At 39.1% G+C, this 22,055-nt stretch carries 18 protein-coding genes; 7 read left to right on the forward strand and 11 right to left on the reverse strand.

Going from position 1 to position 22,055, the window contains the following annotated elements; all coding sequences use genetic code 11:
- Positions 1 to 480 precede the first annotated feature (480 nt).
- Both HMPREF2979_RS06925 and HMPREF2979_RS06930 read left to right on the forward strand, forming a co-directional pair.
- A complete protein-coding gene (locus HMPREF2979_RS06925; protein ID WP_002885312.1) occupies positions 481 to 2,031 on the forward strand; it encodes a BCCT family transporter in 1,551 nt (516 codons plus the stop codon).
- Between the two features lie 202 nt (positions 2,032 to 2,233).
- The gene (locus tag HMPREF2979_RS06930) at positions 2,234 to 2,602 is read left to right on the forward strand and encodes a potassium channel family protein (protein WP_080551210.1); all 369 of its coding nucleotides are present in this window, start codon (positions 2,234 to 2,236) and stop codon (positions 2,600 to 2,602) included.
- Positions 2,603 to 2,614: 12 nt separating this feature from the next.
- Here the strand turns inward: HMPREF2979_RS06930 and HMPREF2979_RS06935 are convergent, their stop codons facing one another.
- The 3 genes from HMPREF2979_RS06935 to HMPREF2979_RS06945 all read right to left on the reverse strand — a co-directional run bounded on the left by HMPREF2979_RS06935 (position 2,615) and on the right by HMPREF2979_RS06945 (position 5,718).
- The gene (locus HMPREF2979_RS06935; protein ID WP_002885362.1) at positions 2,615 to 2,854 is read right to left on the reverse strand and encodes a protein rep; all 240 of its coding nucleotides are present in this window, start codon (positions 2,852 to 2,854) and stop codon (positions 2,615 to 2,617) included.
- A 312-nt stretch (positions 2,855 to 3,166) separates the two neighbouring features.
- Positions 3,167 to 4,951, reverse strand: coding sequence for an excinuclease ABC subunit UvrC (gene uvrC / locus HMPREF2979_RS06940; RefSeq protein WP_070655815.1), 1,785 nt, complete (start codon positions 4,949 to 4,951; stop codon positions 3,167 to 3,169).
- A 71-nt stretch (positions 4,952 to 5,022) separates the two neighbouring features.
- Positions 5,023 to 5,718, reverse strand: a complete 696-nt coding sequence (locus tag HMPREF2979_RS06945; RefSeq protein ID WP_070577328.1) for a YjjG family noncanonical pyrimidine nucleotidase — start codon at positions 5,716 to 5,718, stop codon at positions 5,023 to 5,025.
- Positions 5,719 to 5,994: 276 nt separating this feature from the next.
- On the opposite strand from HMPREF2979_RS06945, the gene sdaAB reads away from it, so the two are divergent.
- Together sdaAB and sdaAA are read left to right on the forward strand one after the other, a co-directional pair.
- Entirely contained in the window at positions 5,995 to 6,666 is a 672-nt protein-coding gene (gene sdaAB / locus HMPREF2979_RS06950; protein WP_070655817.1) for an L-serine ammonia-lyase, iron-sulfur-dependent subunit beta, read from the forward strand.
- A gap of 12 nt (positions 6,667 to 6,678) precedes the next feature.
- The gene (sdaAA, locus tag HMPREF2979_RS06955) at positions 6,679 to 7,548 is read left to right on the forward strand and encodes an L-serine ammonia-lyase, iron-sulfur-dependent, subunit alpha (RefSeq protein ID WP_014634647.1); all 870 of its coding nucleotides are present in this window, start codon (positions 6,679 to 6,681) and stop codon (positions 7,546 to 7,548) included.
- Positions 7,549 to 7,639: 91 nt separating this feature from the next.
- Here sdaAA and HMPREF2979_RS06960 read toward each other — a convergent pair whose 3' ends face one another.
- The 8 genes from HMPREF2979_RS06960 to HMPREF2979_RS06995 form a co-directional block, all read right to left on the reverse strand.
- The gene (locus tag HMPREF2979_RS06960) at positions 7,640 to 8,566 is read right to left on the reverse strand and encodes a transketolase family protein (RefSeq protein ID WP_070655819.1); all 927 of its coding nucleotides are present in this window, start codon (positions 8,564 to 8,566) and stop codon (positions 7,640 to 7,642) included.
- Positions 8,563 to 9,420 (reverse strand): transketolase, encoded by an 858-nt coding sequence (locus HMPREF2979_RS06965; protein WP_070655821.1) that lies wholly within the window; start codon positions 9,418 to 9,420, stop codon positions 8,563 to 8,565. The genes HMPREF2979_RS06960 and HMPREF2979_RS06965 overlap by 4 nt, the downstream gene beginning before the upstream one ends.
- A gap of 3 nt (positions 9,421 to 9,423) precedes the next feature.
- The gene (locus HMPREF2979_RS06970) at positions 9,424 to 10,770 is read right to left on the reverse strand and encodes a PTS ascorbate transporter subunit IIC (protein ID WP_070655823.1); all 1,347 of its coding nucleotides are present in this window, start codon (positions 10,768 to 10,770) and stop codon (positions 9,424 to 9,426) included.
- A gap of 12 nt (positions 10,771 to 10,782) precedes the next feature.
- Positions 10,783 to 11,067: a PTS sugar transporter subunit IIB gene (locus HMPREF2979_RS06975; RefSeq protein WP_037612076.1), complete on the reverse strand. Its 285-nt coding sequence runs from the start codon at positions 11,065 to 11,067 to the stop codon at positions 10,783 to 10,785.
- Between the two features lie 3 nt (positions 11,068 to 11,070).
- Positions 11,071 to 13,104, reverse strand: coding sequence for a BglG family transcription antiterminator (locus tag HMPREF2979_RS06980; protein WP_070655825.1), 2,034 nt, complete (start codon positions 13,102 to 13,104; stop codon positions 11,071 to 11,073).
- 261 nt (positions 13,105 to 13,365) lie between these two features.
- Positions 13,366 to 17,277: a GH32 C-terminal domain-containing protein gene (locus HMPREF2979_RS06985; protein WP_070655827.1), complete on the reverse strand. Its 3,912-nt coding sequence runs from the start codon at positions 17,275 to 17,277 to the stop codon at positions 13,366 to 13,368.
- A gap of 253 nt (positions 17,278 to 17,530) precedes the next feature.
- Positions 17,531 to 18,451 (reverse strand): DMT family transporter, encoded by a 921-nt coding sequence (locus HMPREF2979_RS06990; RefSeq protein WP_070655829.1) that lies wholly within the window; start codon positions 18,449 to 18,451, stop codon positions 17,531 to 17,533.
- Between the two features lie 124 nt (positions 18,452 to 18,575).
- The gene (locus HMPREF2979_RS06995) at positions 18,576 to 19,097 is read right to left on the reverse strand and encodes an RDD family protein (RefSeq protein ID WP_261787301.1); all 522 of its coding nucleotides are present in this window, start codon (positions 19,095 to 19,097) and stop codon (positions 18,576 to 18,578) included.
- Positions 19,098 to 19,314: 217 nt separating this feature from the next.
- Between HMPREF2979_RS06995 and HMPREF2979_RS07000 the strand changes: the two genes are divergently transcribed.
- The 3 genes from HMPREF2979_RS07000 (at position 19,315) to HMPREF2979_RS07010 (ending at position 21,856) form a co-directional block, all read left to right on the forward strand.
- Positions 19,315 to 20,235 carry a helix-turn-helix domain-containing protein gene (locus HMPREF2979_RS07000; protein ID WP_070655833.1) on the forward strand — a complete coding sequence of 307 codons (921 nt, stop codon included), beginning with the start codon at positions 19,315 to 19,317 and terminating at the stop codon, positions 20,233 to 20,235.
- 72 nt (positions 20,236 to 20,307) lie between these two features.
- Positions 20,308 to 21,144 (forward strand): ABC transporter ATP-binding protein, encoded by an 837-nt coding sequence (locus tag HMPREF2979_RS07005; protein ID WP_070655834.1) that lies wholly within the window; start codon positions 20,308 to 20,310, stop codon positions 21,142 to 21,144.
- Positions 21,137 to 21,856: an ABC transporter permease gene (locus HMPREF2979_RS07010; RefSeq protein WP_070655836.1), complete on the forward strand. Its 720-nt coding sequence runs from the start codon at positions 21,137 to 21,139 to the stop codon at positions 21,854 to 21,856. Before HMPREF2979_RS07005 ends, HMPREF2979_RS07010 begins: the two co-directional genes overlap by 8 nt.
- Positions 21,857 to 22,055 lie beyond the last annotated feature (199 nt).

Here is a 22,055-nt window from a genome sequence, read left to right on the forward strand (position 1 = left end):
AACACCACATTTGTCTGAAAGGAACTAACATATAGGACGAAATGGATTACCGAAACAAATGGATTTTACGAATGTTTCTCAAAATTATGAGGCTGGGACAAAAGTCCTAGCCTCTCAATTTGTCTTTGGATTGTCGAGAAAGACACAGTGGTTGAGTGGGCTCTACTACGCTGATTTCATCAGCTTTTACAGCCCTACTCAACTGTGCGGAGGTGGGACGACGAAATCGAATTCTAACGAATTACCGATTTCTGTCCCACTCTCAAGAAATAGAATTCCTAGGAAATCATTGAATTATCAATCACCCTACCAAGTTTTTCTGAGTTACTTGAAAAGTCTAGCTTAATTTGACAATTTAGGTTCTTAAACGTCTCTCGTTAATCAACTAAAAATCATAACTAGCTGTGTGTTATCCAATCTCCCCTCACTATTAAGTTTTTATCATTTTTGATATAATGGTAGAGAATGAAAGGAGATTTTATGTCAACTAAAAATTTAACGCCGGTCTTAAAAACCTCTTTTGTGCTACTGGCTATCCTGGTCCTTCTTGGTATTGTTATGCCTGACGGCTACCAAGTTTGGTCAGAACAACTAAGGGAAGTTATTTCAGATAAACTTGGCTGGTTTTACTTATTACTGGTCACGTCAATCGTTCTACTTTGTGGCTTTTTCCTGGTTAGTCCCGTTGGGCAAATCAAACTGGGGGAACCCAATTCGGTGCCTGAACACTCTACTATCTCTTGGATTGCCATGATATTTTCTGCTGGAATGGGAATCGGCCTTGTCTTCTACGGTGCCGCAGAGCCCTTATCCCATTATGCCATTTCAACGGTACGAGCTACCCCAGGGTCGCAGGAAGCCTTAGCCGATGCTTTCCGTTACACTTTCTTTCACTGGGGCATCCATGCCTGGGCAATATATGCTTTAATCGCCCTGGCCCTTGCCTACTTTGGTTTCCGAAAAAAAGAGAAATATCTTTTATCGGTTACCTTAAAGCCCTTGTTTGGTAAAAAAACAAACGGTAGCCTTGGTAAGATCGTAGATACGATTACAGTGGTCGCTACTGTTATCGGGGTGGCAACCACTCTTGGTTTTGGGGCAGCCCAAATCAATGGGGGACTCAACTACCTCTTTGGTATTCCAAACAATGCCCTTGTGCAAGTTATTATCATAATTATCACAACCATCCTCTTTACCATTTCAGCCCTTTCTGGTCTTGGAAAAGGGGTAAAAATCTTATCAAACACCAATCTTATTTTAGCGGTTGGACTACTCGCCATCACCATAATCATCGGTCCCACAGTCCAGATTTTTAATACCTTGACCGATAGTATCGGACTGTATATTTCCAATTTCTTCCGTATGAGTTTCAGTGCTGGTTCCTTTGGTCAATACAATCGTGACTGGATCAATACTTGGACGATTTTCTATTGGGCTTGGTGGATTTCTTGGTCACCATTCGTGGGAGTTTTTATTGCCAGAATTTCTAAAGGACGTAGTATCAGACAATTTCTATCCATCGTCTTATTAGCACCGACTGTATTAAGCTTTTTATGGTTTTCTACCTTTGGAACACTTTCAACGCATGTTCAATCACTTGGAAATGTAGATTTAACACAGTTTCCAAGTGAGCAGACCTTGTTTGCAACCTTCAGTCAACTGCCATTTGGTTTTATTGCCTCCGTTGTTGCCATCATCTTGATCATTACCTTCTTTATCACGTCAGCAGACTCTGCGACCTATGTGCTAGCTATGCTCTCTGATGATGGGAATCTCAAACCAAAGAATAACCTTAAAATCTTCTGGGGCGTACTCCTTGCGACTATTGCCATCGTCTTACTTCTTTCAGGGGGCTTAGTAGCCTTGCAAAATACGCTGATTATCGTAGCCTTTCCATTTTCACTCATCATGGTACTGATCATGGTTTCCCTAGTCATTGAATTGCTACACGAAAAAGACAAGATGGGACTGTCAATCACACCGACACGATACCCTAAAAAAGATCAACCCTTCAAATCTTATGAAGAATAAATAACCCAATTTGTAAAATTAAGCTAGACAGAAAAAGCCTATGTTAGGCTCAGATAAACACCACATTTGTCTGAAAGGAACTAACATAAATGACCTATACTCATCTTACCACAAACGAGCTTGTAACGATAGAGGCTTACTATCAAGAAAACATAATAAAAATTAATATAAAAAGTGTCTAAAATACATATTTATACACTTTTTGTATGCTATAATTTTCATTAACACTATAACAAAGGAGAACCAAATGAAACGTTTAAATACTCTATTTCATATTATAAAAGTTACAGGATTTAATCAATTTTTGATAAGTTTTGTAAGTTTTATTTTTATTTCAGGAGGAATACTTTTATTAGTTGAACCTCAAATAAGTAATTACTGGGATGGACTATGGTATGCTTTTGTCACATCAACAACAGTAGGTTACGGAGATATACTAGCTACTACTCTAATCGGACGTATTACTAGCGTCTTTTTAACTGTATATGGACTTATTTTTTTTGGATGCTTATCAGCCGTAATTGTCAATTACTACAGCAAATTAAATACACCTAATAATAAAACTGACTAACATATTTCTTAGTTACTGTAAAAAATAATTCTTTCTCTGCCAATTCCAAACGGCTACAATTTCCTGACCTCGCGATACTTCTTGACTATCCTCTCCAGTCTGAACAAGATTACCATCTTCGACATCATCTAAGTCTAATTCTTTCTTGATAGTCTTGAAGAGTTTGCCAAATCCAATCTGTCGTTTCCGATAAAGTCCCTCAAACAAATCACCCGTTATCCGTTCTTTCGTCTCTTCAGACAAGACAATCACTTGTTTGTCATTCTCTTTCTCGACATCAAATGGATTTTACTAATATTTCTCAAAATTATGAGGCTGGGACAAAAGTCCTAGCCTCTTTATTGTTTTTGGATTGTCGAGCAAGACGCAGTGGTTGAGTGGGCTCTACTACGCTGATTTCATCAGCTTTTACAGCCCTACTCAACTGTGCGGAGGTGGGACGACGAAATCGAATTCTAACGAATTACCGATTTCTGTCCCACTCTCAAGAAATAGAATTCCTAGGAAATCATTGAATTATCAATCACCCTACCAAGTTTTTCTGAGTTACTTGAAAAGTCTAACTTAATTGTTATCATTTAATTTATCTAACAGAGCCTCTGCTACTTTTTCAGGAATGCCAAGGGCTTGGATATCCTCAACGGTAGCTTTTTGGATAGCTGTCATAGACTTGAAGTGTTTGAGGAGTTTTTGTTTGCGCTTAGGTCCTAGCCCCTCCACTCCATCAAGTTTGGAACTGAAACTGTTCTTACTACGGACTTGTCGATGGAAGGTGATGGCAAAACGGTGTACTTCATCCTGAATACGGTGAAGGAGGAAAAATTCCTCGGATTGACGTGGCAAATCAATAACCTGTAAGGGATCTCCAAATAGCAATTCATTGGTTTGGTGCTTGTCATTTTTCTGAAGCCCCGCAACTGGGATAGATAGATTAAGCTCATTACGAAGTACGTCCTTGGCGACATTGACTTGACCTTGACCACCATCCATGATAATAAGGTCTGGTGGCGTTAAACCATCGCGTTTGACACGACTATAGCGGCGACGAATGACCTCACGCATACTGGCATAATCGTCAGGACCTTCAACAGTCTTGATTTTATATTTGCGGTACTCTTTTTTATTAGGTTTACCATTTTCAAAGACAACCATGGCAGAGACAGGGCTAGTTCCCATGATGTTAGAGTTATCGAAAGACTCGATACGGACTGGTGTCGGAATCCCCATGAGCTTGCCTAGATTTTCAATAGCTCCTTGGGTCTTGGCCAAGTCTTTTTCAAGGAGATCAAATTTTTGGGTCAAACTGACACGGGCATTTTTAGTCGCCAGATTAACCAACTGCTTCTTCTCTCCCCGTTGAGGTTTGAAAACCTTGACTTCATCTCCGACCAGAGCTTCGACAGACTCTTGATCAATGTCTCCAGGAATAAAAATTTCCCTAGGCTTGAGATGACGACTATCCAGATAAAATTGACCCATATAGGTTAGAAAATCCTCCTCGGCATCATTATAGTAAGGAAACATATTGACATCACGCTGAATGAGTTTCCCTTGGCGGACAAAGAAAACCTGAACACACATCCAGCCCTTGTCCACGTAGTAACCGAAAATATCACGGTCCTGCATGTCTTGACGGATAACCCTTTGTTTGGTCCTGAGCGTCGACACTGCCTCAATCAGGTCTCGATACTCCGCTGCACGCTCAAACTCCATCTTTTCAGACATGTCCTTCATCTTGCCCTTGAGCTGATTAACGATTTTATCATCATGACCGTTTAGGAAATTCTTGACATCCTCAACCAAACCTTGCCAATAATCCTCAGTGGTGTGACAGATGGTGTGGGCATTACATTGACCAATATGGTAATAAAAACAGACCTTGTTGGCAGGATTTTTACATTTCTTAAAGGGGAAAATACGGTCCAAAAGCTTCTTGATTTCATTGGCTGCACCAGAGTCTGGGTAAGGACCGAAATAAAGACCACCATCCTTTTTGACCTGGCGAGTAATCAAGAGCCTTGGATAGAGCTCCTTGGTAATCTTGATAAAAGGGTAAGATTTATCATCCTTGAGGCGAATGTTAAATTTAGGCATATTCTCTTGGATGAGGTTAATTTCCAAAAGCAGGGCCTCGATATTAGACTCGGTTACGATAAATTCAAAGTCTGCAATCTCAGATACCAAAAGCTCCGTCTTGGTATCATGGCTTCCACGAAAATAGCTACGCACACGATTTTTTAGATTTTTAGCCTTACCGACATAGATAATATTGCCGAATTTATCCTTGTGGAGATAGCACCCCGGGTTGTTTGGGAGCAATTCCAACTTATGTTTAATCAGATCATTCATGCTTTCATTGTAGCAAAAAAAGAGCTGAAAAGCTCTTAATAGTCATAGGTAAATACAATTTGAAAAGAGGTCTATTTGCTCAAAATCGTCAAAATTTCTTGGTAGTTTTTGACTTGATAGGTTGGAACAGCTGGAGTCTCATTAACCAAACCTTTTGGATTAAACCAAATGCTGTCAATTCCTGCATTATTACCACCTTGTATATCAGCTGTTAGACTATCACCAATCATGAGGGCCGAATCGGAGTGAAAGTCATTTAACTGATCCGCAATTTTTTCAAAAAAGTCTGTAGACGGTTTGTGGGCACCCACTTCATCTGAGATGAAAATATCGTCGAAGAATGGCAAGATGCTTGAGGCTTGCAGACGACCACGTTGGATGTAGCTAACACCGTTAGTCGCTGCATAAATCTTGTGACCGCGGTCTTTAACGTTCGATAAGAAGGCATGGGCCTGAGGCAACTCCTGCCCCTGTTGGCTCAAGAAATGCTGGTAACGGCCAGCTAAGTGACTGCCATCAACCTCCTGTCCAAAATGCTCAAAAAGACGTGAAAAGCGCGTGCGAAGCAACTCAGGCTTAGTGATTAAACCATGATTAAGATCCTCCCACATGGAACGGTTCATGGGGATATAGTGATCCTTGTAAACTTTAAGATCTCGTGAAGCCACCCCAGCCTCTTCAAGAAGGTAGGTCAAAGCCAAATCTTCAGCACGGTCAAAATCTAGGAGGGTGTGGTCAAGGTCGAAAAGTAAATGGGTGTAGGTCATGGTATATCCTTTCTAACTGGAAATCTTTAGGCTCTATTTTACCACAATCCAGCTACATATAATTAAAGAAACACAAAAGGGCGACCCACAGGCCACCCTCTCAGATTTATGAAAAATAAGTATTGCTTACTTAATAGACTGCTATTATATCCATTGAAGCTTAAAGAAAGCTTAAAGTAGGTTATTTTTTTTGATTCTATAGATTTTTACTTAAACAGCGAATCTCTTTAATTCGTGGTATACTGAAAATACAAGATTAATCAAACGAGGCGTGTTATGAAAAATTTAAAATTTCAATCCGTTTTTGACATCATCGGACCTGTCATGGTCGGGCCTTCCTCTAGTCATACTGCAGGAGCTGTTCGTATTGGAAAGATTGTTTCTGCCATCTTTGGTGAGACACCGGCTGAGGTAGAATTTCAACTTTTTAATTCCTTTGCCAAAACCTATCGAGGTCACGGGACTGATGTGGCTCTAGTGGCTGGTATTTTAGGTATGGAAACGGACGACCCTGACATCCCACGCGCTCTGGATATCGCATACGAAAAAGGTATTAAGGTCTACTGGAAAATTAACAAGGATAGTAATGCGCCACACCCCAATACGACTCGTATCACCTTAAAAAATGCTACAAAAACCATTTCTGCCACAGGCGTTTCTATCGGTGGAGGAAATATCCAAGTAACTGAACTCAATGGTTTTGCGGTCAATCTCAAGATGAATACACCGACTCTCATCATTGTCCACCAAGACGTTCCAGGAATGATTGCCCTTGTCACAGATATTTTGTCGCGTTATGGCATCAATATCGCCCAAATGACTGTTACTCGGGAAAACGCCGGTGAAAAGGCCATTATGATTATCGAAATTGACTCGCACCAGTGTGATGAGGCCGTCACTGAAATCGCTAGAATTCCTCATCTACATAATGTCAACTTTTTCAGCTAAGAGGGGGATTGCATGTTTTACACTATTGAAGAATTAGTTCAACAAGCTGACCGAGATTACCAAGGTAATATCGCCGAACTCATGATTGCTACAGAGACAGAGCTAACTGGACGGGAACGTCCTGAAATCCTAGCTCTGATGGCTCGAAATCTTGAAGTGATGAAGGAGTCTGTTCAGGCTGGTTTGTCTCCTGAGAAATCACCAACTGGCTTAACCGGGGGAGACGCTGCCAAACTGGATGCCTATATCAAAAATGGAAAGACCTTGGCTGATTCTGCCGTCTTAGGTGCTGCTAGAAATGCCATGGCAGTCAATGAATCTAACGCCAAGATGGGCTTGGTTTGTGCCACACCAACTGCTGGATCAGCTGGTTGTCTACCTGCTGTTCTTACAACTGCTATCGAAAAACTGGGCTTAACCGAATCACAACAATTGGATTTTCTCTTTACTGCTGGTGCATTTGGCTTAGTCATCGCAAATAATGCCTCGATATCTGGTGCCGAGGGAGGCTGCCAAGCTGAAGTCGGTTCCGCCTCTGCTATGGCTGCTGCCGCTATTACAATGGCTGCTGGTGGAACACCTTTCCAAGCCAGCCAGGCCATCTGCTTTGTGCTTAAGAATATGTTGGGACTCATTTGCGACCCTGTAGCCGGATTGGTTGAGGTCCCATGTGTCAAACGTAATGCTATGGGGGCAAGCTTTGCCCTAGTAGCTGCTGACATGGCCTTGGCAGGCATCACATCAGCCATTCCAGTCGACCAGGTCGTTGATGCTATGTATCAGGTTGGTTCAGCTATGCCAACTGCCTTCCGTGAAACTGCTGAAGGTGGCTTAGCAGCAACTCCGAAAGGAAAAGCACTCGCAAAAGAAATTTTTGGGTGAGAATCAGTCGACATCCGTGAATTACTAATTCAAAATTATAAAAGGCAAACATCTACTGAAAGATGTTTGCCTTTTTCAGATATGTCTAAACTTAAGATAGAATCTGTTGGATTTCTCGTCTGATACTATTTTTATCTAAACCATATTCCTTAAGAAGATAATCTTGTTGTCCTACTTGGCCAAAGCGTTCTTTTATACCAAGTCGGTAAACTGGCGTATTGACTTTGGTCGCCATCATTTCACAGATTGCACTACCTAAACCACCTGTAACATTATGATTTTCAACAGTTAGTACTGGTTTATCTGACAGCAAAGTTTCCACTTCAGGATGAATAGGTTTAACACGAAAGAGATCAATGACACCAACCGAATAACCTTCTTTTTCCAAAGAATTCGCTACTTCTAAACAAGATGCAACCATTATTCCAGAACAAACCAAAGTGAGGTCGTTTCCTCGTTTAAGCTCTATATACCCTTTAGAGAAATCTTCATCTCCATTATATAGGGGAACTGGTTTTTTCCGAATAGTTCTAATATATTTTAATCCACTCAATTGTAAAGTCTGCTGCAATACTGACTCAAATTGGACATCATCACTCACTTCAAAAACGGTAGCATTAGGAACTAATCGAAGAAGACCAAGTTCCTCAAAAGGCATATGGGTTCCACCATTCATCTCAGCACTAACACCGGCATCTGATCCAATAACAGTTGCACTTAATTGAGCATAGCCAAGTGAGATAAACAACTGGTCAAATACTCTCCTTGAAGCAAATGGTCCAAACGTGTGGAAATAAGGTTTAAACCCTTGGATAGATAAACCAGCAGCAAGGCCGACCATCTCTGATTCCATGATTCCACCATTAATGTATCGCATGCCAAATGCTTTCCCTAAATTATTTGTTCCCATTGAACTCGATAGATCCGCTTCTAATGCAACAACTTCCGGATGACTTTTATTAACATCAAGTAGGAAATCTCTGTACACTAGACGCATTTCTTTTGCTTCTCTTTTCATACCATATCCTCCAGTTGCTTACGCAAGTTAAACACTGCTTTTTCTAACATTGCTCTTTGTTCATCTGAAGGGCGTAAATGATGATTAGCTGTCATAGTTTCAAGCTCAGGAACTCCTTGTCCTTTCACAGTATCTAGGACAATACACTTTGGTTGGTTAGAGGTCGAAGATTGCAATTCAATAATCGTATCGTAAATTTCCTTAATATCCGAACCATTTACACGAAGTGCCTCAAATCCAAATGCTTTAAACTTCTCAACAAAGTCACCAGGATTGCAGACTTCCTCAGTCGTCCCATCAAGTTGTTTTTTATTATCATCTACAAATACGATCAGATTTCTCAATTTATGATGTGCTGCAAATTGAATTGCTTCCCAACATTGGCCCTCATTTAACTCACCATCACCAACTATTGTATAAGTAAAATGTGGAGAATCATTTATAATTTGTCCATAAGCTATTCCAGTAGCAACACTAATTCCTTGACCCAAAGAGCCTGTCGTCATATCAACTCCTGGAGTTAGATTTCTATCTGGATGTGATGGAAGCCGTGTACCATTAGTATTTAAAGAGTGGAGAAAGTCTTTATCAAAAAATCCTTTTAAATAAAGGGTGCTATATAGAGCAGGACCTGCATGGCCTTTAGATAAGACGAAGTAATCTCGATCCTTCTCCTTAAATAGCTCTGGAGTCATATCCATCACTTTTCCATATAAAACAGCAAGTATTTCAACGACAGATAGACTTCCGCCATAATGTCCAAATCCTAAATGATTCAAGGTTTCCAGTGTATTTAATCTAATTTCAGTAGCAAAAGATTTTAATTCATGTACCTCTTTTGGACTTAGGGCCATAGCTTACTCCTCCTTAGCAGGTGCTTTATGAACGAGAGAAATGCCAACCATAGCTGCAAGGACAACGATAAGACCAATAATGATACCAGCTTGTGAGCCAACTTGGTTAAGAACACCAAGAATAATTCCTGACAAACCAAAGTCTGCATCTGAGAAGGTAGAACCTTGGAATCCAAGAGAACCAAGAACCGGCATCAAGAATACTGGCAAGAAACTAATCAGAACACCTTGTAAAAAGGCACCAATTGTTGCTCCACGAACACCACCTGAGGCATTACCAATAACCCCTGCAGTTGCTCCACAGAAGAAATGAGGAACAACGCCTGGTAAAATGACAACAGATCCAGTAGCAATCATAAGGGCCATACTTACCAAACCACCAGCGAAACTAGAGATAAAACCAATTAAGACAGCATTTGGAGCGTATGGATAAACAATCGGACAGTCAAGAGCTGGTTTAGAATTTGGAACCAAGCGTTCAGAAATTCCTTTAAAGGCAGGTACGATTTCACCTAAAATTAAACGAACACCAGCTAGGATGACAAAGACCCCAGCAGCAAATTGTCCAGCCAATTGAAGGGCATAAACTAAACCACTAGTACCGCTACTCAATTCTTTTTCAATGTAACCTGAACCTGCAAAAATGGCAACGATTAGATAGATAATTGACATTGAAATTGTAATACTTACAGTACTATCACGTAAGAATGCTAAACTTTTTGGGAATTTTATATCCTCTGCTGATTTTGATTTATCCCCAACAAGACCACCAACAAATCCACTTAACCAATATCCCAATGAACTAAAGTGACCTAGGGCAACTTTATCATTACCAGTTAATTGAACCATGTATTTCTGAACGAAAGCTGGCGATAGACTCATGATAATACCTAAAGCTAGACCACCCAATAAAATCAATGGTAAGTTAGTAAATCCAGCAACTGATAGGATTACAGCAATCATACATGCCATATACAATGTATGGTGACCTGTCAAAAAGATATATTTAAAACGAGTAAATCTAGCAATAAGGATATTGAAGACCATACCTGCAAACATAATCATAGCTGTAGCTGAACCGTAAGTTGTCAAAGCAACCGCCACAATCGCTTCATTATTCGGTACAACACCAGATAGATGGAAGGCTTTTTCAAACATTGTTCCAAATGGATTCAAAGAACTTTGAATAATTCCAGCACCACCTGATACAACTAGAAAACCTACAAACGTTTTAATACCACCCTTAATAATATCTGGTACTGCTTTCTTTTGAAGCACCAAACCTAGAATAGCAATCAAAGCCACCAATATGGCTGGTGTACTTACAATATCTAATAAGAACTTAATCATTGATAGAACCTCCTAAATAAGACCCTTTTCTTCACAAATTTTAGTTACTAATTCTTTCAGCTCATCCATATCGATAATGCTATTTAGTACCCTTACGTCACCTAGGTGTCCTGCTGAATCTTCCAAGTCACGTCCAACAATCCAAATATCCGCAGCACTTGGATCTGCTCCACCTAGATCATAGTGTTCAACCTCAACACCAGTCACTCCTAGTTCGCTAAGAATAGATTCAATATTCATTTGAACCATAAAGCTAGAACCTAATCCTGAACCACACGCTGTACCAATTCTCAACATAATTTAATCCTCCTGTTGAATAATTTCTTTGATATCATTAAACTCTTGAGCTGTTAACAATCTTTCAACCTTTGCATTATCACGTAAAATCATCGTAAGATATTTTAATGCTTTTAGGTGAGTTTGATTATCGACAGCAGCAATACAAATTAATAAACGAATTTCTTGTGCTGGATCATCCAGCAGATAAATTGGATGGTCTAAAACCAACATAGACATCCCCACTTCATTAACACCATCTTCAGGTCTAGCGTGAGGAATCGCAATACCCTTTCCTAAATTTATGAAAGGTCCAAATTCCTCGACTTTTCCAATCATTGCTTCTGGGTAGTTGGCAGTAATTTGGCCACTTTCTAGCATTGGTTGAGATGCTTTTCGAATAGCATCCTTCCACCCCATTTTTTCTGAACTTCTTTGAAACATTTTTTCCGTAATTAAATCTTGTAACAAAGGTAACACTTCCTTTCTCTGCATTTCTTCGTATATAAAATTTTTCAGAGCAATGCGTAATTCTGATTCTTGTGAAACTGAAGCAAATCGCTTAATCAACTCAAGTAACCTCTCTAGCTCAATATCTTTGGGATCCATTTCTGGAAAATCTTTTGAGACTAATTGCACTAATTGTGAAGATTGCTCAACAGACATCATTACTGATACTAAATACTGAGGTTTTTGAGTCTCAACCTTGACTGTTGAAAATACTAAATCGAATTCATCATCCTTAAACTCGTGCAAACGATCTACTCGAGTGACTCCGATAAAGCTAACCTGAGGAAATAAAATGCGTAGATTTTCCTTTATCATTAGTGAAGAACTCGTACCATTCGGACAAACAATAACAGCTCTGTAGTTTTTTCTAGTCGACGTCTCATTCTTCTTAAGGTAACCACCAAAATGAACGACAAAGTATGCTATTTCACTGTCTGGAATAGATAAACCTACAACCTTTGACAATGGCTCCAAGGACTCCTTAACAAATTCAAATAAATCTGGATGCTGTTCTTTTATTCTATCTGTATAATCATTTGAACTAGGAAGACCAAATTTTAAACGATAGTAAACTGGAATCAAATGCTTAATCAAATTTTCTTTGAGCGTGACTTGCTGAGAAAATTGTAAGAGTGAAATACTTTCCATTTTTTCTACAATTTGATCAGTTAAAGTTTTGAAATAAGAAAAATCAACAGAGGTATTTCCTTCAAAACCACTAGATAAGAGCCCAGCTATATATTGGCGATCTGATCGAGTAAAATTACTATCAAATCCCCCTAAATCATAAGCATTATCCAATAAAATATCTGCCAAATTACGTATCTGAGAAGGAACCTCTATCTCCTCTGAAACTACTCTGGAAACTTTCCTTTGATAACGACATAGAATAAGCGTTATTCCATACAAACATTCTTGTAACTTATCGGAAATTGGCGTAAGGTGCAAATTTTTTGAATAATCCTGAACAAGTTTATTTAAAATCTCAAAGGTAATGCCATGAGGCCAAGCAGAAATAACATATTCAAGTCCCCAAAGTCCGACAGGAGAGTTTAGCAACTCATTAACGACTTTAAAAGCCATCAAATGTTTCTGTTTTTCATCACCAAGTATAATGTATCCTTGAGATCTAGAATATTCTATATCCAGGTGATGAGTTTGCAGATTCTTTCTCAAAGAACGGATATCAGACAAAGTGGTATTCTTACTAACCTTTAAAAAATCTTGATAGTGCCAATTCGAAACAAAATCAGTACGACAAAAAGTGTAAAGGTAAATTAAATGTAAACGAATCCTTTTTGGAAGCTGCAATTCTTCAGAACCAATTAATGTCGTTATATTTTTTCTGTCTAGTATACCTGTAACATAATACCTCCCTTTATCTTGTTCAATTTTAATTTCACGATTAGAGAGATAGATAGATAATTGATCGATACAATCTCTAACATCCTTTATAGAGAATCGAGTTTTTACAGATAACTCATATAATGAAAGATTTTGATTAGCCAGTAAGGTTATCAAGACTACTATAATTTTATGATCAATCATTTCTTAACCTTTCTACTTAAATTATATGATACCGCTTTCAGATCATAAAGCTAATTAGGGCACAATTTAGAGTACTGTAAAAACTCTGTAGATTGTGCCCAAGATAATATTCTAATAGATTGTAAAATAAAGCAACTTACAGAATCGAATTTTTTGAAAAGAAACTAAATTTCTTTCAGAAATATTTCTTAACAAAAAAACTTAGAAGCACTCATACTTCTAAGTTTTTTCTTCTTACATAGCCTTTTCAACGTTTTGATTTTAGCTGAATAGCCATTTTGTTAAAAAGTGCCATGTTTCTTTGGCAATACTTGCAAGGAAGGTTGAGAGACTAAATGCGTTGAATTTTTTGAGGAGATTCTCAACAAGTGGAGCGACAGTCTTAGGTATTTCCACTGGAGCCTTACTTTCTTCTTGCTTACCCGTATTATCCTGAGATGGATCTGGCACTGTGTTTGTACTATCGTGACCATTATTTTGTCCAGTTGGCTCAGTCTCTGGAGCAACCTCTGGTTGATGCTCAGGCTCAACTGGTTTATTTTCCGGATTTGGCTCTGGACTTGGTTCTGGCTGAGGATCAGGTTTGATTGGTTCGTCAGTAGTGTCACTGCTTGTGTTTGTCATTTTTTCAGTTACGAAGAAGTTTTTGAATTCTACTGCTCCATCCCAGAGACCGACACCTACATGGGCTTGATTGAAGTAATTATCCACAGCATCAAATTGATGATGGAGCACTTCCTTGCCATCGACATAGACTGTCATTGTGTCCTTGCCTTTCACAACCTTGACATGGTGGTACTGACCGTCATTGATAGCCTTATCCAAATGAGCTTCAGCGATGGTTTCACCACCGAAACGGAAGAGACGAACAGTGTCGTTATCAGCAAATTGAACAGAGTAGGCACGACCTGGTTCTTCACGTTCCGCAGCTACAAAGAGGTTGACCAAACCATGTTGGTATTTGACATCGATATCATAGTCAAATTGCTTGAAGCCATTACTTTCATAGGCCATGAAGAAGTCATTGGCACTGACATTGCTATCGTAAAGGGTATCGTCATCAATATACCAATTACCAGTAACAGCCTTTAAGCCTTTAAGGTTGGTAGCAAAATTGTTGAGCGTAATGTCAATATTAAAGGTCTTGGTCAATGATGGGTTTTCAACTGAAGTTGCTGTGACAGTGAGATGACCTTTGTGAAGGGCTTTAAGAGAAAGTTTATTGTCATGTTCAGTATAGGACACCAAACTTGGATCACTTACTGTCCATGTCACATCTTGCTCTTCAGAAGCCGGTGCGAGGTAAACCTGCAAGTCCTTACTTTGACCAACTTCAAGAGCCAAATGACCTGCAACTGTGGTGTTCATAGCAACAGCCTTTGTAACTTCCTTCTTGTCAGTCCAAGTACTCTTAATTGGGTAGATAGCAATATTTGCTTTGGCTGGACCACCTTCAACCAAGACACTTGCTCCAACGGCTCTTGGGCTTGGGAAAATCTGATTAGCACCAGCTACCGTATTTCCCTTAGCAAAGACTTCTACACTCGCACGGTCCACATAAAGATGCAAATCAATAGAACCATCTTCATTGCGAGTCACTTGTTGACTATTAACCTTAGCAAAAGCATCAGAAAGGATAGTACCAGATTGGCTACGGTCAATAGACAAAGTTTCCTTAGTTAAATCGTAAATGACCTTAGTAGCTTGACCATCACCAACGCGAAGATTAAATCCAACTGCTGTCGTGTCCTTACCTGGTACAAAGTGAGAAACCACTTCATAAGTATCGCCTTTGAAATCTTTAAGCAATTCATTGTCAGAAGCCACTGTGACATTTTCAAAATACTGGGCATTTTCTGTGTCACGAAGGCTTTCGTAGGCCTTAACAGGGGTTTGGGTCAAGAGGTAACGGTCGCCTGATTTAACCAAACCAAGGTCAAGGTTAAGGTTAAAGGTACCATTAAATTTTTGACCTACAGTATCTGCAACCAGATTACAATAATCTTCCCAAGTGTTCATCCAGTTGATTTCAGTCAATTGTGGGATGTTGGGATGGTCAGCTGTTCCAAAATCATGAACATAATAAGTCATAGCAGCATAGGAATCCTTACCAAAATTCATGATTTCGTCATGGTCTTGGTAAACATCATCAGCTACAAAGGCCCACTTGCCATCCACTTGTTTAAAATCACCAACCTTGTAAGAACGACCGCCACGTGAGAGGACCCACTTGAGTGCACCATCATTGGCTACAATCGGATAAAGGTCAGGACATTCCGTATGCAAATCCTTGTAGGTTGTTTCAACTTGCCAGTTCTTCAAGTCTTGTGAAGAATAAATGCGGAGTGGACCACCAGCAAGGACCATAAACCATTGGTTATCCCAGCGGAAGACCTTAGGGTCACGGAAATCTTGGTTTTGAAGGGGGTCCTGAGACCAGTCGGCAACTACCTTGTCATATTTTTGCCAAGTTCTACCCTCGTCCTCACTATAGGCGATTTCAATCCGTTGCCCATTACCATTTGAAGTAATAATAGCTACCAGGCCACCTTCCGGAGATTTGAAGAGGCCGGAGCTATTGGTACTATCAACCACGACAGAGCCTGAGAACATGTGACCCGTCGCATCTGGATAAAAGGCTATCGGCTCTTCATCCCAATGAAGCAAGTCTCGGCTGGTCGCATGGGCCCAGTGCATTGGTCCCCATTTGGTATCATCGTAAAATTGATAGAAGAGATGGTAACGTCCCTTGTAGAAGACCAAGCCATTAGGGTCATTAGCCCAGCCATCCTTGACAGAATAATGATACTGATCACGATAAAGCTCGTTGTAATAGACATCATCACTCTGTCTGCGGTGGATATTAACACGGTAAGTCAAGGTCACTGGACGACCAAGCGAATCGGTCACACTACTTTCAATAGTAAAGTAATTGGCACCTACAGCCACTGGCAATTGTGAAATATCTGTGTAGACATTTCCCTTGGCATCTTCTACCTTGATAACAGCATTTGGATTATGCTTAGTGATGTCAAGTCCTACAGTCTCAGCATTGTGTCCCACATATTGGATATGGAGTGGTTCTTCAGAGAAGAATTGGGCTTGTTTTTCAACAGAACCTGTCTTTGAGGTCACCACAAGATTGTCAATCAAAGGAAGACTGGCATCATCAAGATTAACATAGCGGGTGTTTTTGAAAATGACATTGGCATTCCAATTAAGAAGTCCAAAGTAACCTTCTGGAAGGACTTGAGGTTGACCCTTGTCACTTTTTTGAAGAACAGCATCACCTGTACTTGCGACAAGCACATCATTGACATAGTAAGATAGCCACTGATTAGCCGCAACTACTCTAAGATTGTAGGTTTCATCGGCAGTTGGTGTTACATCTTTTTCGTCTACAAGTTGAATATCATGATTATTGACCCAACGCCAAAACTTAACCTTATGGTTACCAGAGTCTACGTTGACCCCATACATATTTTTATCGCTACTATCATTGTTACCACGGAAAATGAGGGCAGCGGCACCACCAGCTTCCTTGAAGGTCACATCTGTTGAATAGATAAAATTCTTGCCCTCGGATTGAGAATAAAGGAAAGAGTCTCCCTTGTCTTTAGCTTCTGAATGAATACCGTCAGCCTGCATTTCCCAGTGACCATTTTGGTCTGCGGTCATCCCTTCTAGATTGGTAACCGCTTCATTATTAGGCAAATCCGTTTTTTCCGCTGTCACATGAACAGGACTGGTGCTATTCGTTACAACTGGAGATTGTTCTTGATTGGTCTGATTCAAATCGGCTTCTTGCGCTTGGTTAGTTACTTTCTCAGCCTCACTAGCCTGTGTTTGTACTTCTTTTGACTGGTCAGGGCTAGGCTGAGTGGGATTATCTTGAGCTGTTTTAGCAGATTCGGAAACAAGAGAGGGGCTTGGCTCTACCACTTGGGGGACTTCCTTGGTCGTGCTAGGAGCAAGCTCCGCTTGAGGGGTAACTTGATGGTCAGTTTGAGCTACCACTTCTTGAGGTACTTGGCTCACAGTTGCCTGTTCCACTTGGTCCGCATAGACAGGACCAGCCAGGGCCAAACCTGCAAAACTTACCAAGGCACAGCCATAGACCCATGTCTTCCCACTTTTACGCATAAACCAATTTTTACAAACAGTATCATTCATGACTCTTCTCCTTCTTTAGAGCAACATTAAATGTTAACTCAGTTTTCATGAAAATTCAAAGTCAATACATTTGCCTTTATTAATAAGCCTGTCAAAGTTTCCGGAAATATCTCCAGGATTTATATTAAAACGGTAAACGCTTACTTTTAATATCATTATAGCACTATAATCTGAAAATACCATCTTTTTCTGTAATATTTTTCATATAAATGAAAAACTTCCGAATTTGCCATTCGAAAGTCTCATATTATGCTTAATCTGAGCCTGTTAGCAGGCTATTTCCAATAATACCAATGGTTACAATAGCAATCCCAAGGAATCCCAAAAGGCTAGGTAGACTATCTCCGAGGAAGAGGCAACCACCCAAGAGGGTAAAGAGAACTTCACCAGCCTGAGTAGCCTCAACTACTGCCAGTTGCTTATGGTTATGCTTAACTAGATTAGTGGCCTCGAAGAAAAGCAAGGTTGCGACAACCCCAGAAAAGACAGCTACAATTAAAGACTGTAAAATCTGTCCACCTGATGGAAGCCCAGCATCTGCTACAGCAAAAACTGACAAGAGCAACCAAAAAGGCGTACTCATCAAGGTCATCCCAAACACGCGCTGCGTCGTTGAAAGCTGATCCTGCTTACAGTGGACCATCATCTTACGATTGCCCAAAGGATAGGCAAAAGCGGCCAGTAAAATCAAGAGACTAGCACGGACCACACCGCTACCAAGACCACTACCGAAGTAAGGAATCTGGATGAGAATGATCCCTAAAAGGATGACCAATGTCATAAGCAGTTGCTTACCAGGTATTCTCTGCCCAAAGAGTGGCGTCAAAAGCAGACCAGCTAGAATGGTAATCTGCCAAGTGGCCGCCACAAACCAGGACTCGCCATAAATGGAAGCTAGAGACAGCGGTCCATAAAAAAGACCAAAACCCACCGTACTCCAAATCAACCAAGTCAAGGGTGCTTTCTTAATGGCAGACAATACACCTGCCAGCTCACCCTTACGCCAGACCAAAACAGCCAGCATAGGCAAGCTAAACAAATAGCGTAGACTAGCACTCCACACCCAGGACCCACCCGAAAGATTCATACTACGATTAAAGATAAAAGTAAAAGCAAAAAAGAGGGCACCAAGAATACCATACCAAAGCGCCCTCGCAAATTGAGATTGTTTCATAATTGTAAACTCCTGTAATTATCCTATTGTACATTATTTGCAGCAATAAAAAAAGGAGGTCATCATAATGACTTCCTTTAATCGTATACAGTTTTCCTTAAGAATCAAGTAAGCAACCTGTATCTTAGTCACCTCTTAGCTGTACTTGTGTACGGGCTAGTAGGTCTCCTAGATGCCTCTTATCTTTCCTAAATATCGTCATTGCCAGTAGCAAAACTGCAAGTAGAGTCGCCGAATTAGAAAGGATAATGGATACCACATCAAAATCACTATATAAGCCATGAATCGTGCCCATATGACCGAGTTGCCAAGGTAAAAATTTGATGCCATTTCTAATCAAGCTAGCCTGCACTGTTTTTTTCTGGTAGACAAGTTCAAGTCCCGCTTTTACCTTCCCAAAACTGCCATCATTTTTATAATCCAAGAATGTGAAAAGGAGCGTGATTGGCAAAACAGAGGTGAAAAATACAAGCCACTGCGACTGCATTTCTGTAAACTCTGGGACACCATTAAAAAAGATGATGTAAATAAGCATCGAACTTAAAAACAGAAGAACTAAATAAGCTAGAATGAAAAGATAATCAAAGAGAAATTCAATCATTCTTTTTTTAAACGGAATAGGATTTATTGCTATAATTTTCATCATCGTCTCCCCCTTTCTCATCTCCAATTATAACATTTTTAATATTCTAAATAATATTTGAGAAGAAAATCTGCTGGCTAGCGCCCTCGCAAATTGAGATTGTTTCATAACTGTAAACTCCTGTAGATTTTATTATACACTACTTCTATTATGGCTTTTGGACTTTATTTCAATTTTACGTTATATTATTATTAAAAATCTAAATCATAAGGAATTATGTATGTCAGAAGATATTAAAATCGAGATTGGAAAAAGAATTCGTGAAGAACGTGAGCGACTTGGTTTAACACGTGAGCAAGTTTGTGATACCGAAGAAGAATTAACAGTAAAACAACTGATGAGAATTGAGCTAGGTCGTTCTTTACCAACGATTGTGAAGCTTCAATATATTAGTGATAAATTGGGAGTTTCCCTCAACTATTTGTTAGGTGAAACACAAATAGAACTGCCAAAAGAGTATTATCAGATTAAATATAAACTCATGAAGTCTCCTGTCTATGGTGACTCGGAACGTATCAAGAAAAAACTAGAGGATATCGAAGACCTCTACAACAACTATATTGATATTCTACCAGAGGACGAGCTTTTAGCTATTGATCTCATTGAAAGATCTCTAAATTTTATGGTTGAGGAAAAATATAGTCTTCTTGAATCTGTATACGAAGACTATTTAACTCAAGCTTTGAAAAAAGAAGCATATTCCTTAAATGACCTTCTATTAATTTCTTACTATGCCTTACGATGTCAAGATTATGACTATGATAAAGAGAGAATTGAAAAATTTAGACATAAATTAATTAAGCAAGAATTACAAGGTGATGAGCTGTCTAACGTTGAACTGATAGGTGCTTTATCAGCTATCGCTGGGATATATGTGATGCATCATGACTATAAAGAAATGAAGTCTGTTGTTGATAAAATGTATGTTCTTATTGATAAGACACTTCAACAAGCTTATAAACCCGCAGTACTTGTTTTTGAAGCAAAATATTATCTATTCTATGAGAACAATAGAGATAAAGCAACCGAACTCTATAATACGGCAACTGTTCTGGCCGAAGCTTTTGGTGACCAAGTCTTCATCAAAAATCTTAAAATGGAAATAAATAATGATTTAAATACAAGTAACGAATCAAAGTGACATAGATGTCCTTTTGATTCGTTATTTTTTTGTTTATACTCGTTCATATAATCAAATAGGAGAAATCAAGATATGACAAACCTTATCGTAGCAAAACAGTTAAGCAAAGAATTTCAAAAATATAAAGCAATAGACAATCTAAACTTCACAGTTGAAAAAGGTGAAATTCTAGGTTTCCTTGGGCCATCAGGTTCTGGTAAAACGACAACAATCAATATCTTAACAGGTCAACTCAGTCCTAGTCAGGGAGAAACTTATATATTGGGTAAACCATCCCTTCAGTTAAAAGAAGATGATTTGTCAAAGATTGGTTTAATCACTGAAAATAGTGGCTTTTATGAAAAATTGACACTTTATGATAATCTTCTATTCTTCGCAAAACTCTACAACGTTTCACTAGATTATATTGACGATTTGATGAAACGTGTAGGTCTTTATGACCATCGTAAAACCTTGGCAGAAAAGCTCTCCACAGGGATGAAACAACGAATGCTTTTAGTGAGAGCTATCATAAACAAGCCAAAAGTTCTCTTTCTTGATGAACCTACTTCTGGACTAGATCCATCAACCTCTCAAACCATTCATGCTCTTATTGAAGAACTAAAACAACAAGGAACAACCATTTTTCTGACGACACATGATATGCACGAGGCTACCATTTTATGCGATAAGATTGTACTTTTAAATAAAGGGAAGATTGTTGAAGAAGGAAAACCTGCTGAGCTTATTCAGAAATATAATACCAATAAGATGGTAAAAGTGACCTACTGCTCAGGTCAAGAAAAAGTGATTCCTTTCTCTGAATTAAATCATCTTACTGCTACTCAAGATATTCAAACCATCCATTCATGTGAACCAACTTTAGAAGACATCTTCATTCAACTTACAGGAGGAAAACTTAATGTTTAACCAATTCAAATCTTTACTATGGCTTAGAAAACGAGTCATCAAATCTAACAAAACCATTATCCTACAAATCCTCCTTCCTTTAGGATTTGCCTTTCTCTACAAACATATCTATGAGATTCAAGGTAGCCTAAACAACTCAATGAAAGTCAATCTATTAGTACAATGTTTAGCTTTGTCTTTGAGTTTATCAGTTGGAAATCCAATCAGTACTATTGTTTCCGAAGAAAAGGAAAAAAATATTTTAAGAACCTTGTTTTTAAGTGGTGTTAACAGTAAAAACTATATTCTTTCAGTTTTATTTTATCCAGTGCTTATTAGCTTAGTTATGACAACTGCTATTCCGAGAATACTCGAACTTAATATTGAAAATAATTATGGTCCTTATCTTATCATCTCGCTTGCTACAGCTTTAGTAATCATGCTGATTAATCTTTTCATCGGATTAATCAGTAAAACTCAAGTATCTGCCCAAGTAATTAGCCTTCCAGTATCAATGATTAGTATGTTTATTCCAATGCTTTCAGGGATTAGTAAAGATTTCGATAATGTCACGAAGTACAGTTATATGGGATTGTTCACAAAATCTATAAGCCAGCTTGAAAGCTTTAAGTGGCAAGACCAAATAGCAAGCTCACTTTCTCTACTAGCCTGGTTGCTCCTCTTTAGTGCACTGACCATTCTACAATCTAAGAGATTACGAAAAATATCCTAATTCCAAACCACAACCATCTAAACTGAGTGTTAGATGGTTATTTTGTTTATTCCCCATCTTTTTCTCTAACCATAAAAAGACAAATCCCTGGAGTCTTTTCATTCACATGATTTTAAGGTATATTATTATATAATTAAAACTCAAAGGAAATACAGATGTCTGAAGAGATTAAAATCGAGATTGGAAAAAGAATTCGTGA

The sequence above is a fragment of the Streptococcus sp. HMSC078H12 genome (assembly GCF_001814615.1).
Classification (GTDB): Bacteria; Bacillota; Bacilli; order Lactobacillales; family Streptococcaceae; genus Streptococcus; species Streptococcus salivarius_F.

Excerpts from the sequence above, each read along its gene's own strand:
- HMPREF2979_RS06975 (WP_037612076.1), bottom strand. The coding sequence starts at position 11,067 with ATGTTGAGAATTGGTACAGCGTGTGGTTCAGGATTAGGTTCTAGCTTT.
- HMPREF2979_RS06925 (WP_002885312.1), top strand. The coding sequence starts at position 481 with ATGTCAACTAAAAATTTAACGCCGGTCTTAAAAACCTCTTTTGTGCTA.
- HMPREF2979_RS06960 (WP_070655819.1), bottom strand. The coding sequence starts at position 8,566 with ATGAAAAGAGAAGCAAAAGAAATGCGTCTAGTGTACAGAGATTTCCTA.
- sdaAB (WP_070655817.1), top strand. The coding sequence starts at position 5,995 with ATGAAAAATTTAAAATTTCAATCCGTTTTTGACATCATCGGACCTGTC.
- sdaAA (WP_014634647.1), top strand. The coding sequence starts at position 6,679 with ATGTTTTACACTATTGAAGAATTAGTTCAACAAGCTGACCGAGATTAC.
- HMPREF2979_RS07000 (WP_070655833.1), top strand. The coding sequence starts at position 19,315 with ATGTCAGAAGATATTAAAATCGAGATTGGAAAAAGAATTCGTGAAGAA.
- HMPREF2979_RS06990 (WP_070655829.1), bottom strand. The coding sequence starts at position 18,451 with ATGAAACAATCTCAATTTGCGAGGGCGCTTTGGTATGGTATTCTTGGT.
- HMPREF2979_RS07005 (WP_070655834.1), top strand. The coding sequence starts at position 20,308 with ATGACAAACCTTATCGTAGCAAAACAGTTAAGCAAAGAATTTCAAAAA.
- uvrC (WP_070655815.1), bottom strand. The coding sequence starts at position 4,951 with ATGAATGATCTGATTAAACATAAGTTGGAATTGCTCCCAAACAACCCG.
- HMPREF2979_RS06970 (WP_070655823.1), bottom strand. The coding sequence starts at position 10,770 with ATGATTAAGTTCTTATTAGATATTGTAAGTACACCAGCCATATTGGTG.
- HMPREF2979_RS06965 (WP_070655821.1), bottom strand. The coding sequence starts at position 9,420 with ATGGCCCTAAGTCCAAAAGAGGTACATGAATTAAAATCTTTTGCTACT.
- HMPREF2979_RS07010 (WP_070655836.1), top strand. The coding sequence starts at position 21,137 with ATGTTTAACCAATTCAAATCTTTACTATGGCTTAGAAAACGAGTCATC.
- HMPREF2979_RS06985 (WP_070655827.1), bottom strand. The coding sequence starts at position 17,277 with ATGAATGATACTGTTTGTAAAAATTGGTTTATGCGTAAAAGTGGGAAG.
- HMPREF2979_RS06945 (WP_070577328.1), bottom strand. The coding sequence starts at position 5,718 with ATGACCTACACCCATTTACTTTTCGACCTTGACCACACCCTCCTAGAT.
- HMPREF2979_RS06995 (WP_261787301.1), bottom strand. The coding sequence starts at position 19,097 with ATGATGAAAATTATAGCAATAAATCCTATTCCGTTTAAAAAAAGAATG.
- HMPREF2979_RS06980 (WP_070655825.1), bottom strand. The coding sequence starts at position 13,104 with ATGATTGATCATAAAATTATAGTAGTCTTGATAACCTTACTGGCTAAT.